Source organism: Moorena sp. SIO3I6 (genome assembly GCF_010672095.1).
The window spans coordinates 1-14045 of sequence record NZ_JAAHHU010000003.1 but is presented as its reverse complement, the minus strand read 5'-3'; the positions used below and the strand labels follow the sequence as shown (position 1 = coordinate 14045).

At 42.5% G+C, this 14045-nt stretch carries 18 protein-coding genes; 12 read left to right on the top strand and 6 right to left on the bottom strand.

What is annotated here, in order from left to right:
- Positions 1 to 158 precede the first annotated feature (158 nt).
- Together ispG and F6K49_RS01740 are read right to left on the bottom strand one after the other, a co-directional pair.
- The gene (gene ispG, locus F6K49_RS01745; RefSeq protein WP_293043478.1) at positions 159 to 1376 is read right to left on the bottom strand and encodes a (E)-4-hydroxy-3-methylbut-2-enyl-diphosphate synthase; all 1218 of its coding nucleotides are present in this window, start codon (positions 1374 to 1376) and stop codon (positions 159 to 161) included.
- A 101-nt stretch (positions 1377 to 1477) separates the two neighbouring features.
- Positions 1478 to 1681 (bottom strand): hypothetical protein, encoded by a 204-nt coding sequence (locus F6K49_RS01740; RefSeq protein ID WP_075906439.1) that lies wholly within the window; start codon positions 1679 to 1681, stop codon positions 1478 to 1480.
- Between the two features lie 383 nt (positions 1682 to 2064).
- Between F6K49_RS01740 and F6K49_RS01735 the strand changes: the two genes are divergently transcribed.
- The 5 genes from F6K49_RS01735 to F6K49_RS01715 all read left to right on the top strand — a co-directional run bounded on the left by F6K49_RS01735 (position 2065) and on the right by F6K49_RS01715 (position 3629).
- Positions 2065 to 2205 (top strand): hypothetical protein, encoded by a 141-nt coding sequence (locus F6K49_RS01735; protein WP_293093628.1) that lies wholly within the window; start codon positions 2065 to 2067, stop codon positions 2203 to 2205.
- A gap of 235 nt (positions 2206 to 2440) precedes the next feature.
- Positions 2441 to 2548, top strand: a complete 108-nt coding sequence (locus F6K49_RS01730) for a pentapeptide repeat-containing protein (protein ID WP_081431319.1) — start codon at positions 2441 to 2443, stop codon at positions 2546 to 2548.
- Positions 2535 to 2663: a pentapeptide repeat-containing protein gene (locus F6K49_RS01725; RefSeq protein ID WP_081431320.1), complete on the top strand. Its 129-nt coding sequence runs from the start codon at positions 2535 to 2537 to the stop codon at positions 2661 to 2663. Before F6K49_RS01730 ends, F6K49_RS01725 begins: the two co-directional genes overlap by 14 nt.
- Positions 2664 to 2672: 9 nt before the next feature.
- The gene (locus F6K49_RS01720; RefSeq protein WP_293043480.1) at positions 2673 to 2810 is read left to right on the top strand and encodes a hypothetical protein; all 138 of its coding nucleotides are present in this window, start codon (positions 2673 to 2675) and stop codon (positions 2808 to 2810) included.
- Positions 2811 to 2987: 177 nt separating this feature from the next.
- The gene (locus F6K49_RS01715) at positions 2988 to 3629 is read left to right on the top strand and encodes a DUF6391 domain-containing protein (protein ID WP_293019073.1); all 642 of its coding nucleotides are present in this window, start codon (positions 2988 to 2990) and stop codon (positions 3627 to 3629) included.
- Positions 3630 to 4019: 390 nt separating this feature from the next.
- Here the strand turns inward: F6K49_RS01715 and F6K49_RS01710 are convergent, their stop codons facing one another.
- Positions 4020 to 4358, bottom strand: coding sequence for an NfeD family protein (locus tag F6K49_RS01710; RefSeq protein WP_293019074.1), 339 nt, complete (start codon positions 4356 to 4358; stop codon positions 4020 to 4022).
- A gap of 863 nt (positions 4359 to 5221) precedes the next feature.
- Here F6K49_RS01710 and F6K49_RS01705 point away from each other — a divergent pair.
- From F6K49_RS01705 to F6K49_RS01675, 7 genes are all read left to right on the top strand, one after another.
- Positions 5222 to 6181 carry a DUF362 domain-containing protein gene (locus F6K49_RS01705; RefSeq protein WP_075902836.1) on the top strand — a complete coding sequence of 320 codons (960 nt, stop codon included), beginning with the start codon at positions 5222 to 5224 and terminating at the stop codon, positions 6179 to 6181.
- Between the two features lie 567 nt (positions 6182 to 6748).
- A complete protein-coding gene (locus F6K49_RS01700) occupies positions 6749 to 6961 on the top strand; it encodes a hypothetical protein (protein ID WP_158069760.1) in 213 nt (70 codons plus the stop codon).
- Positions 6962 to 7021: 60 nt separating this feature from the next.
- On the top strand, positions 7022 to 7216 hold the full coding sequence (locus F6K49_RS01695; protein ID WP_075902840.1) for a hypothetical protein: 195 nt from the start codon (positions 7022 to 7024) through the stop codon (positions 7214 to 7216).
- A 115-nt stretch (positions 7217 to 7331) separates the two neighbouring features.
- Positions 7332 to 8255 carry a Uma2 family endonuclease gene (locus F6K49_RS01690; protein WP_075902842.1) on the top strand — a complete coding sequence of 308 codons (924 nt, stop codon included), beginning with the start codon at positions 7332 to 7334 and terminating at the stop codon, positions 8253 to 8255.
- A gap of 489 nt (positions 8256 to 8744) precedes the next feature.
- A complete protein-coding gene (locus tag F6K49_RS01685) occupies positions 8745 to 9950 on the top strand; it encodes a Coenzyme F420 hydrogenase/dehydrogenase, beta subunit C-terminal domain (protein ID WP_070394912.1) in 1206 nt (401 codons plus the stop codon).
- A gap of 176 nt (positions 9951 to 10126) precedes the next feature.
- Positions 10127 to 10645, top strand: coding sequence for an MBOAT family O-acyltransferase (locus tag F6K49_RS01680; RefSeq protein ID WP_293019076.1), 519 nt, complete (start codon positions 10127 to 10129; stop codon positions 10643 to 10645).
- Between the two features lie 91 nt (positions 10646 to 10736).
- Positions 10737 to 11201, top strand: a complete 465-nt coding sequence (locus tag F6K49_RS01675; RefSeq protein ID WP_075902844.1) for a hypothetical protein — start codon at positions 10737 to 10739, stop codon at positions 11199 to 11201.
- Between the two features lie 314 nt (positions 11202 to 11515).
- Here F6K49_RS01675 and F6K49_RS01670 read toward each other — a convergent pair whose 3' ends face one another.
- The 3 genes from F6K49_RS01670 to F6K49_RS01660 all read right to left on the bottom strand — a co-directional run bounded on the left by F6K49_RS01670 (position 11516) and on the right by F6K49_RS01660 (position 13909).
- Positions 11516 to 11761 carry a hypothetical protein gene (locus tag F6K49_RS01670; RefSeq protein ID WP_075902846.1) on the bottom strand — a complete coding sequence of 82 codons (246 nt, stop codon included), beginning with the start codon at positions 11759 to 11761 and terminating at the stop codon, positions 11516 to 11518.
- Positions 11762 to 12260: 499 nt separating this feature from the next.
- Positions 12261 to 13226, bottom strand: coding sequence for an alpha/beta fold hydrolase (locus tag F6K49_RS01665; RefSeq protein ID WP_075902848.1), 966 nt, complete (start codon positions 13224 to 13226; stop codon positions 12261 to 12263).
- Positions 13227 to 13288: 62 nt separating this feature from the next.
- The gene (locus F6K49_RS01660) at positions 13289 to 13909 is read right to left on the bottom strand and encodes a heme-binding protein (RefSeq protein WP_075902850.1); all 621 of its coding nucleotides are present in this window, start codon (positions 13907 to 13909) and stop codon (positions 13289 to 13291) included.
- Positions 13910 to 14045 lie beyond the last annotated feature (136 nt).

The following is a 14045-nucleotide window of genomic DNA, read 5'->3' as shown; positions in this document are numbered from 1 at the left end:
AAATCCATGATCAATCAACTGATCGAGTGATGAGGAGGTTAATTGCTAATTGTCAATTTATAGGACTTGTGATCATGAGTGGAACACAAATAAATTGTAAGGGCGCAAGGCTTGCGCCCACAAAGTGATAGTTTTTTATAGTTTTTATTCAAAAATTATTAAGGATCTACCCAGCGACCATCAGCTTTAATTAAATTAATCAACTCCTCTACTCCTTGATCTTCAGGTACCTTTTTAATTTCCTCCTTACCGCGATACAGAGAAATATAGCCAGCTTGCTTACCGACATAACCATAGTCAGCATCAGCCATTTCCCCAGGACCATTAACAATACACCCCATCACAGCAATATCTAAGCCAGCGAGATGTTTAGTAGCTTCCCGTACCTTATGCAGCACCTCCTCTAAATTAAATAAAGTACGACCACAGGACGGACAAGCCACATACTCCACCATAGTTTTCCGCAATCCCAGAGCTTGCAGAATACTGTAGCAAACAGGAATCTCTTTTTCTGGGGCTTCCGTAAGGGAGACACGAATCGTATCACCAATCCCCTCAGCTAGCAGAGTAGCAATACCAGCCGTAGACTTAATCCGTCCATATTCCCCATCCCCAGCTTCAGTAACACCCAAATGCAACGGGTAATCCATCCCCAACTGATTCATCCGCCTTACCATTAAGCGATAGGCGGCTAGCATCACAGGTACCCGTGAAGCTTTGAGGGAGATCACCAAATTGCGGAAATCTAAGGATTCACAGATACGAATAAATTCCAGAGCAGATTCCACCATCCCTTCCGGGGTATCACCGTAGGTAAACAGCATCCGTTCCGCTAGGGAACCGTGATTGACTCCGATGCGCATAGCTTTACCTTGGTCACGGAGGGAAATGACCAGGGGTTCTAGGGTTTCCCGAATTTTTTCCCCAATTTCCTCAAATTCAGCTTCAGTGTATTCACTGCGATTGGCTTTGGGCTTTTCAAAGACATACAATCCTGGATTAATCCGTACCTTATCCACATGCTTGGCAACTTCCAGAGCAATTTTCATGCCATTGTGATGGACATCAGCTACTAGAGGCACCGCTTGATAGGTCGCTGCTAGTTTCTCTTTGATTTGGGCTAGAGCCTTAGCATGTGCCATACTCGGTACAGTGACACGGACAATCTCGCAACCAATCTCGTGCAAGCGGCGAATAGCAGCAACGGAACCATTGATATCTAAGGTATCTTCATTAATCATCGATTGCACCACCACCGGGTATCCCCCGCCAATAGTGACATTAGCCACTCTGACAGGGCGGGTTTGACGGCGGTGGATAGTAGTATCGAAAGCTGGTAGTGTACTAGCCCTTTGAGGTGTACTTAGAGTTTGCATAACCTGTTAGTTGCTTGGCGTAGCGAAAATAGTAGGTTTTTGTATTTATTCTCTTAGGTTCCCATAGAATCAGGCGCTTTTGGCTTAGGGGTGAGAGTTTCCTACTCAGGAAAGTCGGGAATCACCCATTTAGGGGGTTGAGATAGTTTCTTGAGCCGTGCTTCCTCTGCCAACTCCAACATTTTGTCCAATGAAGTACCGTTAATGAACTGGGATGCCTCAGCAACGTATTGTTGATTGGGGCATTTGTCACCTAAGATACAACCGTTGATGCAGTCTTGGGCACAATTTACATTAACTTCCACAGTACTCTCCTTATGGTTATAGCTAGTAATGACCACCCGGGCAAATTACATTCCTCATTGGCTAAAGTCATTGCTCTCAATTTTACGTTTTTTAGGAGTCGCTTGTTGGTCTCAACTTGCTGTTCAAATTCAAATCTCTATATACTATTAATAAAGTAATTTGTATCTATGGTAGAGAGCATCTCAAATAACAACAATAATCACCCCAATAATACCACCGAACATGAGGATATTAATCATGATGTTTTACTGAAGATGAACTCCCGAAACCGTAAAGAATTCAGCGTTATAAAGAAGTCATATATCAGTTTTTTTAAAAGGGGGTAAAGGTAAATTATCCATAAACCGTTTTGTTGGAATTTAAGCAAATTTGATTTTGTAAAATGACGGCAAACCTAGAGGAAAATAAAGCGTTATTGGAAATTATTTTACACAACGATTATCAAGTCTTTGCCAATACATTTACGGCGGTTTGCATAACTAAGTACCTGGACAAAAATAAACCTCACTTCTTGATGCAATAGCGAGTGGGGGAAACCCCCTGTTCCCTTGCTGCATCGCTGTATTAACTTCTGTAAAGTTGCCAAAAGCCCCTCTGCTCCCAGCTCCCAGCTCCGAACGCGCCCCGCGTGGCCCACGGCCTCAGTCCCTGCTCCCTATTTCAACAGTTAATTTTACTTTTGTCCGACTACTTACCAACCTAAGCGGTGCTGATTTACGTCGTACTAATTTACAGCAAGCAATCTCAGCAATGCCAGTTTGAACGAGAGTAATCTGCTTCATGCTGACTTACAAAATGCTGATTTGAGCGATGCTAATCTCAGTGGTGCTAGTCTGCAAAATGCCAAACTAAGTGAGGAAGACTAACCTTAGCTATGCTCAATTAAGTCATGCTCAGTTGAGTTATGGAGACCTCAGTGGTAGTGAACTCAGTTATGCTCAACTGCGTCACGTCGATCTGACTAATGCTGACTTGAGTTAGACAAATTTGATGGGTACTAACCTATTTGATAGCAATCTTCAGAAAGTCAATGTCCAAGGTGCTCAATTTTGGTACAATACGGTTTTGCCCGATAAAATTAAACCTGAGCTAGAACAGCGAGGAGCTATATTTATTGTTAATGGTTAATTGTTAATTTTTAATGGTTAATTTACGAACAACTAAGAATGATTAAGTTTTCTAAGCATTCAGCTATCATTATTAAGCAGTCAGCTGAATACTTAGGAATTTTAAGTATTCAATCGGACACAATGCTACAGTGAAAGTGTCTGATATTAATTAACCTGCTTTTGCTTTTTTGCTGCCATGAGTAATTCTGCTTCCGTAAACACCAGTAACTTTTGGGACTTTGATTTTACAGCCCCTCAACCGACACAGGATACGGATTTGCTTAGGCAGCTGAATTTCGTTCCAGGGTTAAAAGACATTCTCATGCTGCGTCAGGTTCATGCTCTAGAACACGCTACTGTCTGGGTTCTAAGTGAACGCTATGGTGCTAGTGGTGCTGGTGCAACCCCAACCACTCCTCCATCAGATAATAATGCTATAGGAGGACTATCAACTGACCAAGGATTTTATCTCTATGGTCAGGTAAATTTGGCTGACTTGAGACGAGCAGTACCCACTGCCCTAGAGCGACTGACTCGGGGAGAATGGGATATGGCTATCCACCCCCGGTGCGGCACGAATCTCTCAGTAGCAGTGTTTTTAGGTGCTGGACTAGGGTTGGCTGTTCATCTGTTACTGCCGCGAGGACCGATTGAACAACTGTTGGGTCTTGGCTTTGCAGCGGTGGCTGCTACTCAACTAACACCTGATTTGGGCAACTTAGCACAACGGTACTTAACTACTGCCATTCCTTTTAACCTGGCGATTGTAGACATTAGGGAAACATCTGATATCTGGGGACGTCCAGCCCATTTTGTCCAGATGCGATGGATTGACTAAGCTTGAATTGTTATTTGTCCTTGGTTAGATCAGTGCAAGAGAACCGACCCACTTATACCAATTCTTAAAAGTAGGACTAAGCATGCAGATGGTGAGATGGGGAGATGGGGAGATGGGGAGATGGGGAGATGAGGAGATTTTGATTAATGGTGATTATCCGGAAATAACATAAGATGCAAGCTTTAGATGCAAGCTTGGCCACGAAAAAAAATCCCACATTCAGACGTTATATATCTTACATATAACGTCTGAACTTTGTTTATTTATCCTGGCTACGAGAACATTAACTGTTTCACCGAAAGCGAAGCTTTTCAAGTAGTGCGTAAGCTGACTGCTGATAGCACCTCAAGTAGCGTGCGCGTAGCGCATAAGCTTACGGTTAGTTAAACTCTAGCGCCACAGTTTGGAAAAGACTGAGCTCAGTTTTTGAGTGAATCCCAAGCTCTGGGATTCACTAGCTTCTTCAACCCCCGGTTCATCCTCTGGTGAATTGCCAGGGGAAATATAGCCGGCAGGAACCACCAGCAACGTAATCCCGTGTCGGCCCAGCACAGTCACTTGGTCATCAGGCACAAGGGTAACTTGGGAATCATGATCACATAACCGGGCGGGCCAGTATGTGGCTTTAAATTTGACTCGCCCAGGCTTGGTAGGGGTAATGGTACTTTCTACCTTGCCAAGGCCTGGTTGTGGAAATAGGATGGAATCAGGAGCCTGTACTTTAATCATTTGTGTGTTCACCTCGTTTGACTGATTATGTTATTCTGTTCAGCCTGCTTGGTACAAAACGTTTTAACCAGGGAAAATCTGGCAACGTAGGCTGAATGTGAAATTTTTTTGCCTTAAGTGGCGATTAACCCGTGCCATAGATCGGTTTTCAGTCAAGAGAGCATCGGTATTATCCAGTGTTCTAGGTATTTTTAGCGTCAACAGAGAATTCCGATCTTCCTGAAAATTAGCCTTAAATTCGGCAACGGAAACGTTTATTGGTTACAGATTAGATACACTTCCCAGCATCCAAGGAATGACACAAGGAACCATTCTTCCTCAGGAGAGTAAACACTTCAGGATTAGAGAAGTTAGAGAATTATAAATTTGTTAAAATCCACATCCTTTAAAAGTTTGGTAAGTGCACTACTGTATCCAGGTACTGTCCTTAAAACCCTGGAGTAGGACAAATGCGTTCACTGATACACCCTGAAACGATTGAATAACGCTTTCAACCTAAACATGACCTAGAGTGATTATTTAAGGCTTAACCTAGATACAAGACCGCAGACGCAACTGACAAGCTGTAGATACATTGGAGAATCAGTAGATTTATTATGTATTCTTATTCTACATGTGTAGCGAAGAATCTGCCACCCTAGGGTAAAAGATTTTCATAATACAACAGACAATTGCTACGATAGGCAACTTCCTCCAGGAATAATACCAGATTTTCTTGAAAATTGTCACTTATCTGTTGGAGGCGGGAAACAATCTGAAAAATTTCCAATCTCCAAGTGTACTATAAGTTTACATCTTTGACAGGAAATTGGTATAACAATACACAATTGATCATTTTCCCCTGACATCAAAACTATTAAATTATGCAAACTGTTAGTTTAATTCGTGCTGATTCCTATAATAGACAACTCTTACGAGCTTCCTTGGAAAGGCTGCTAGAACCTTTGGGAGGGATGAGTGCTTTTGTTAAGAAAGGTAATTCGGTTCTGCTGAAACCTAATTTACTTACTGCTGGTCGTCCTGGTAAAGAATGTATCACTCGCCCTGAAATTGTTTACTGCGTGGCTCAACTAGTCAAAGAAGCTGGGGGTAAACCCTTTTTCGGAGATAGCCCAGCCTTTGGGAGTGCTAGGGGTGTGGCTAAGGCGAACGGCTATCTGCCAATGATGGCAGAACTTGATATCCCTATTGTTGAATTCCACGGCAAGGGTTATGAAACTGCTAGCGAAACCTTTAATCATCTGCGTTTGTCTAAAGAGGCCATGAATGCGGATGTGGTGATTAACCTACCGAAGGTAAAATCCCACATGCAGTTGACCCTGACCATGGGGGTTAAAAATTTATTCGGCTGTGTTCCCGGAAAAATGAAAGCCTGGTGGCATATGGAAGCGGGTAAGGATGAGACGCGCTTTGGGGAAATGCTGGTGGAAACAGCACGGGCGATTAATCCGCAGTTGACTATCATTGATGGCATTATTGGTCAGGAAGGGAATGGTCCGATTGGTGGTGAACCGAGACATTTGGGGATCTTGGGAGCATCAGAGGATGTCTTTGCTCTCGACCGATCAATAGTGGAAATTCTCAATGTTGAGCCAGCTCTGGTTCCTACCCTAGCAGCTCAAAAACGGCTAGGGTTGTTGCCAGACTTAGCAGAGATTGACTTTCCTTACCATCGACCTGTAGAAATCCAAGTGAGGGATTGGAAACTACCTGATACTATGACACCGATTGATTTTGGTATGCCTCGAGTAATTAGGTCTACCTTTAAGCATTTATATATTCGGCTTATCAAAGAGCCCATTAATGCTTATGGTAAAAGCTAGACAGTCATAGGTATTTGGTAAAATTTGCTACAACACTATCCTAGATTAACCAAGTAACCTAGAGTTACCCTCCGATTGCTTAACCATCCCGCCCTATTGCTAGCGGCGGTTTTTTATTGATTAGTAATCAGTCATTGGTGAATACCAGAAAACTTGTGACTGGCCACAAAGCACTTATCACCAGCTTAGTAATTACTAATCACTAATTACTAAGCTGGTGATTGGTGAATACCAGAAAACTTGTTACTGACCACAAAGCGCTAATCACTAATCACTAATTACTAAGCTGGTGATTGGTGAATACCAGAAAACTTGTGACTGGCCACAAAGCACTAATCACTAATTACTAATCACTAATTACTAATCACTAAGCTGGTGATTGGTGAATACCAGAAAACTTGTTACTGGCCACAAAGCACTAATCACTAATCACTAATCACTAAGTAGTCATTGGTAAATACCACAACACATAGTCCAACTTTGTATAATTAAGTACTGTCTAGCTGGACTATTGGTCAAGTCCAGCAAACAGTGATAGACTTTCTGCTTACTTATAAGAGACCGAAGGTGGCATTTAAAAAGTCAAACAGCCTGATGCGTCTAGGTTTGAGGAAGTTGCGATTAGCCCGAAGGGCGTTGGCTAGCGAACGCAGCCATGTATACTTTGACCACTCAGCTATCAGCCATCAACAGTTACCCTCGGACGTTATGGCCACTTGGGAAGATCCAGTAGGGGATTTCCGCTTTGGTTACAATAATGACTATCTCTCGTTTATCTAAATTGGTGAGGACTCTGGCTACCTCACCTTTAATTGTGAATACATCAGTACTTTCCCCTGGATGCAAAGTTATCAAAAGGTGTTAGGCAAATATCTGCCTTTTGAGCAGGTATTTGCAGCATTGAAGACAGCAGCAAAGAAGGGGATGAATGCTTTCTCGTTGCCGGATACTGACCCAATCAAAGCTAAACTTCGGCTTCTTTGTAAAGAAGCACTGACTGACCAGGGCATGGGGGTGATTTCTATAGGTATCTAGGAGAGTTTCCGTCCGCCAAAACCAGAGCCTCCAAAATATGATCCCATTTGCTTGGAAGCAGCACCCATTAACATAGAAGTGTCAAAACTTGGTAAACTGAAACCTTTGGACAGCCATGTCAGAGCTTACACTCTCTAAAACTATAGTGTCAATGCCAGTGGCAGCACCACCTACTCAGGCTGAGCTCCCTTGTGATGATGATATACCAATGGAAACCGCACGGCACAAAGCCCAAATGGATCTGCTCATTTATACCCTATCGCCTTGGCTAGATAATAGGTCGGATGGCTATGTCGGTGGTAATATGTTTGTTTACTACAGCGTTGCCCAACTCAAAAATAAGGACTATAAAGGACCAGATTTCTTTGTTGCTCTAGATGTACCCAAGGGAGAGCGTCGAAGCTGGGTGATTTGGGAGGAGGAAAAGGCTCCTGACGTGATTATCGAACTTTTGTCGGCAAGCACTGCTGAGCGTGACAAAAACGAGAAAAAACAGATTTATCAAAATCAGATGCGTGTGCCAGAGTATTTCTGGTTTGATCCGTTTAATCCAGATGATTGGGCTGGATTTCATCTCCAAAATAGAGTTTACCAACCGATAGAACCTAATGAGCAAAACCAACTGGTATCTCAGGCATTAGGTTTGAGCTTGGTGCGTTGGCATGGTGAGTATAACGGCATCGAAGCAACTTGGTTACGCTGGGCAAATTTGGATGGGGAGTTACTGCCCACTTCTGAGGAAAAAGCTGAGCAAGAACAACAAAGAGCCGATCAAGAACAACAAAGAGCCGATCAAGAACAACAAAGAGCTGAACAAGAACGGCAAAGAGCCGATCAAGAACAACAAAGAGCCGATCAAGAACAACAAAAAGCCGAGCAAGAACGACAAAGAGCTGATCAAGAACAACAAAGAGCTGATCAAGCGGAGTCTCAGTTGCAGCAGGTGGCGCAGAACTTGTTAGAGCAAGGGATGACGGTGGAGCAGGTGGCGAATTTAACAGGTCTGTCTGAATCTCAGGTGGCAGAATTTGGTAACTAAAAGGAGGGTTTTTCTGGTTTTCTTTTCCCTTGGTGGGTGGGCGCACGCCCTGCGCCCCTAAGGTGGTACTTTGATTGACCTGAGGGTCCAATTATCTCCTCTTTGTGCGATTGGCCGTAGGCCACGCTACGCGATCGCATGACTTAATTGAGTACAAATGTACCAAATAAGAGAAAATTAAGAGAAAATTAAGAGAAAATCCGATCAGTGTTGGCAATCGAGATATGCGATGCTAAGCATTGAGCCGCGACGGGAACGCATTTACACTCCTGTCTATTGTGTTGGAATCGATAACCAAGATCCAAATTAACGCTGACGGCTGATAGCTGATATCACCTCAAGTAGCGTGCGTGGCACAGGCTTTGGCCTTGGCCTTTGGGCCACGCGGGGCGCGTTTGGCCACGCTGTGCGAACGACGCGCTTGAGGTAGCGCATTAGCTGACGGCTGAATGCTCACCATCGTGAGACAATAGACCATTAGTTAAGCAAATGACTTCAGTGACACCTCAACCTGCCAAACATAAAAAAGCGAGAGCCTTAAAACCAAGTAGCCGACGCCCTGCCAAGGAACTGTGTAGCGAGTGTGGACTTTGTGATACATACTATATCCATTATGTCAAGGAAGCTTGTGCATTCTTAAACCAGCAAATAGCTGACTTGGAAACAAAAGCCCATGGACGTAGCCGCAATCTAGATCATCCAGACGATTGGTACTTTGGTGTTAACCAGAAGATGATCACGGCTAAGAAGATTAACCCCATAGAAGGGGCGCAGTGGACAGGAATTGTCAGTACCATTGCCATGGAAATGCTCAAGCAGGGTAAAGTTGAAGGTGTAGTCTGTGTCCAAAACACTAAAGAAGACCGCTTTCAGCCAATGCCGATCATTGCTCGTACCCCAGAGGAGGTGTTAGCAGCACGGGTGAATAAGCCTACCTTGTCTCCTAACCTCTCTGTTTTAGAGCAAGTGGAACAATCAGGGATGAAGCGATTATTAGTAATTGGTGTTGGCTGTCAAATCCAAGCATTGCGATCAGTGCAAAACGAACTCGGTTTAGAAAAACTCTATGTTTTAGGTACGCCCTGTGTCGATAATGTCAACCGTGAGGGGTTGCAAAAATTTCTAGAAACCACCAGCCGTTCACCAGAAACAGTGGTACATTACGAGTTTATGCAGGATTTCCGGATTCACTTTAAACATGAGGATGGCTCGATTGAGAAAGTACCGTTCTTTGGCTTAAAGACTAATCAACTCAAAGATGTGTTTGCCTCCTCTTGCATGAGTTGTTTTGACTATGTAAACTCCCTAGCGGATTTAGTGGTAGGTTACATGGGAGCTCCCTTTGGTTGGCAGTGGATTCTCGTTCGTAATGACATTGGGCAAGAATTGTTGGATTTGGTGCAAGACCAGTTGGAAACTCAACCAGTCATGTCAAAAGGCGATCGCAAACAGGCAGTGCAACAGAGTATTCCTGCCTATGACAAGGGAGTTACGTTACCGATGTGGGCAGCAAAAATGATGGGAGTGGTGATTGAAAAAATAGGTCCGAAAGGATTGGAGTATGCTCGTTTTTCTATTGACTCCCACTTCACCCGCAACTATTTATATCTAAAGCGCAATCATCCAGAAAAGTTAGAGGCACATGTGCCAGAGTATGCCAAGCGGATTGTAGAACAGTACAAGTTGCCAGACTAAAAACTGAGGGATTGCTCCGGTTCGGTAGAGTAAGCGATCGCGTGCCTTCCAACTCAGCTACGAGAGAAATTCTAGGTAATGGGTAATGGGTAATGGCGATGCTGATCAGCAAGCGATCGCAAAGGCTTGAGCTGAAATAACAACAATAGCAGCACTAACTCAATCCCCAATGATCAATGACCAAGCTGACGGCTAAATGCTTAGGAAAAGTCAGCAATTACTGTTCATTGGACAGGAGATCAGGGAACTGTATAAATGTAGACCTAAAGATTGGTCAGTTTAACCCTGAAGATCTGGCGGTGGGGGTAACTATTTTCTCCATAGGGTTAATCAAAAAAGTCTTGATTGCTGACACAGCTGCTGTTTATGCTACTCCAGTCTTTAATGCTGCTGCTTCAGGAGAATTGCTCACCTTTTATGATGCTTGGAGTGGTGCCTTATTTTACACGTTCCAACTTTACTTCGATTTTTCCGGCTACTCTGAGATGGCTATCGGTGCAGCACGGATGTTTGGTATTAAGCTACCACTGAACTTTAACTCTCCTTACAAAGCAGTAAACATCAGCGACTTTTGGCGTAGGTGGCATATTACCCTTTCTAACTTTCTGCGGGATTATCTCTATATTCCTCTCGGTGGTAATCGTAAAGGCGAATTGCGACGCAATCTCAATTTAATAATTACCATGCTGCTATAGATTTGGCATTAGCTGTAGTCAGATACATAAAGAGACGTCCATAAGTTGTCTTAATGGAGCTACAACTTTTCCACTTGGTATTGATTACATCTTGACTCGTTCTCGTTCCTGGCTCAAACCTGGAGATTTAGTTCTTCTTCCTCTGGAATATGAGCATTATATACATGATGGAAAACCTAGTAATCTCTTTACTGATTATGTGTTGAGTCGGGATCCGGAATATTTACTATCACTGAATTTAATTGATCAAGTTCGTTTTATCAGTGCAATATCCTTGAAGCGTGTGCAACAGGGAATAGTAGCTAAATTTAAAACCCTTCAGTCCAGGAATTCAGCTTATCAGTCTCCAACTATTAATGAGTATGGAGATGAAACAGCTAATCGAAAAGCTGATATGACCCAAAAAGAAATCAAAACTATTGCCAAAATTACTTCAAACAAGAAGATATCTGAATCTATAACTTCAAGTCAGGGAATGAGTAGCATCATCAAATTTATAAATTGGTGCAAAAATCAGAAGATTAAGGTTATAGCAACTTGGCCAAATAGAATCTAATTTGATGTTTATCAAGAACCTAGACAGCAATATTTTTTTCAAAGTATAGAATTTATCAAATTTAGAGAGTTTTTATTCTTGGTAAACCAGAAGATTTTATGTACAGTAAATCTATGTTTTATAATTCGATTTAGCACCTTCATGATTTAGGAAAAAATCAGAGAAATCAAGAGCTTATAAATTTAAGAAAACCCTATTTACAATCAAGTGAAACTAAGCGAAAATGCTCCTGTAGTCTAATATCTGTAGAGTTCAGAATTCAGAATTACGAATTGAGCTGGAATATTCCTGAACTCTGAACTCTGAATTCTGAATTAAGACCCCATTAATGAGTCTTTGGAGTCTCTTGGTGATGCCCCTATTTCTTCAGTCAATTGAGAGAGTTTAGTCGTTTCTGATTTAGGAATAATCACCGACTCTATACTCTCCCCCTCATCCAGTCGTTTAGCCACTTCTAGAATTGTATCTGCGATCACTACCGGAATCCTTACTGCTTTCGTTTGACCCAGATTCCACTTCGGCTTGCGACCACTATTTTCTCGATAACCACCACGGGGCATAACTTTACCTCACCTCTGAATCTGAAATAGTACGTTTTCCTTATATTCTACAATCTTCGGTTACTTCAATAGCTAGAGCTTGTAACACTTAACTAGTTAGTGATTTTTAGACAAAACCTGGTAATTGTAATTTTTTTTGCTATTCCGTACTTTTTATGATCAAATAACCCTATAAATTTCAGCCAATGAGGTGTCCTAACTGGAAACTACCAAAATTTATGAAGTCGCTTTAACTGATATCTTGCACCATTTTTAGTAGCCCTAGGCTAGAAAGAAACTTGAGTCCACTTAGGTAGGTGGACTTGGTTTGTCTAGCCAAAGGCTTTCGCCTAAGAGCCGACATTTCAGACTTGACGAATGGTGTATATATCGATTCCCAATAATTAGCCTAAAATAAACTGGATTTGTTAGCTAGATTAAGGGGATATCATAGTCTGTTATTCTTTCCTGTTCTGTAGCTGATATCCCGATCTCCCCATGACCTGATCTGATCACCTGATCACTTTTGTTGCCAGACTTTTAGCCAATTAGTTAGTGCTTGGGGCATTTCTGGATCTAGGGGTCGTTTCATAGCAGTAACAAAATCTTCATCTGGGTCACCTAATCTTCTGAAGCTGTGATCCAATCCAGGAAAAATATGAGTTGTCACATTCCTATTTCCAGCATCGATAAGTGCTTGCTGCATTTCTTGAGCTTCTTCTGGAGGTGTATTGTGATCCAAGGCACCGTGTAAAATTAGTACTGGGCATTTGACCTTGTCCACAAATAAATAGGGAGGATTGTCAAAATGCTCTTGAGCCGCCGGTAGGTAAGAATTAAAAGACCAATCTTCATCTCCGATGCGAAAGAACTCTTCACCCCTTTTTGCGCTAGCAATAATTTCATCAAACTGTTTGTATGTCCAATAAATTAATGGCATGTTTTTCTTGAAATTTTTGATAGTTGTACTATCTAATTTTTCAAAGGCTTCGGCTTGCCATTTGATTATCCCTTCTAGGTTGTTATAAATGCCACCTTGCCAAACAAAAAAATTAATGTCTGGGTCAGACGCTGCTAAAATTAAAGCAATTACAGCCCCTTCACTTTGACCAAGAACTCCGATTCTACTGCTGTCAATCTCAGGAATACTCCGCATCCATTCCAATGCCATCCGAGCATCATCTACCAAGTCAAATAGTCGAGTAGTATTAAAATTTCCTTCGCTTTGACCACATCCTCGCTTATCGTATCTAAATGTGGCTATCCCGATTTCCTCCAGAATTCTAGCTTCATCCCGGAACAGGTTTCGCTCTGGTAATGGTTTAGGAAACCAATCGGTTTTTGAATTATCTATATTTCCTTCTCTTGTCTGAGGAAAAGACCCTCCAATGAATAGGCAAGCGGAGGGCTTTTCCACACCTTCTGGTAGGGTAAGTGTTCCATAAATCTTTGCACCCTTGGATTCAAAGAATTCTTGTCTTTCCATTTTTAAAAAATCCTGATCATTCTAATTATCATTATTGGTAGCAGGAATAAATTAAATTGGTATTAGTCATTTACCGCTCTAATGGGAACTTGAACTTCACTGCGCTTTAGGGGTTCCGGAACAAAGGGAGAATCATAGAAAAAGCGACGGGGTTTACCAACGACGGTATACTCCGAGTGTTGGGCTAACCATTCCTTCAACTGCTCAATACTTTGTTGGTAGCTGATATAACTATAGCTACCTTTCATCCCAAGGCTGACTACTGTCATCGGTGGTATGTCTTCTACCTGAATATTCTTTTCAATCTGCTCAGGAGTGATATTACGGCGGTGGTATAGAAATGATACATAGGCAACACCAAGCTGAGCAAGGGAATCTCCCTGACTACTTTCCAGGGTACTGATCGGATAACGAGTTTCGACCGGAGCAGTCATGGAAATATCGTTAGAGCTAATATGACGGTACAGGGAGCCAAAAGCACGATTAGCTGCCTCAGACAGCTCCCCAGAGTAGGGTACTGTGGCAGCGCGATAGGCAGGGTAGTGTTTGATTTCGATTTTGCCAGCTGGGGTAGGAGGTGGAAACCCTTCTGGTAGGGGAGCAGAGGCAGCACTGAACACTCTCCATCCCAGTAAGACAATTGCCAGTAAGCCTACAGGCAAGAGAAATTTGGATAGCTTCATCAGGGAGCAAAATTAACTAACAGTGGAAGACTACGCCTTGTTTAGCAAGTTCAAGATCATTATAGTTATAAGAAGAAGGAAAAATTACGAATAACAAAAAGCGACTTGAGCATAAACCAACTAACTAACCGGACTT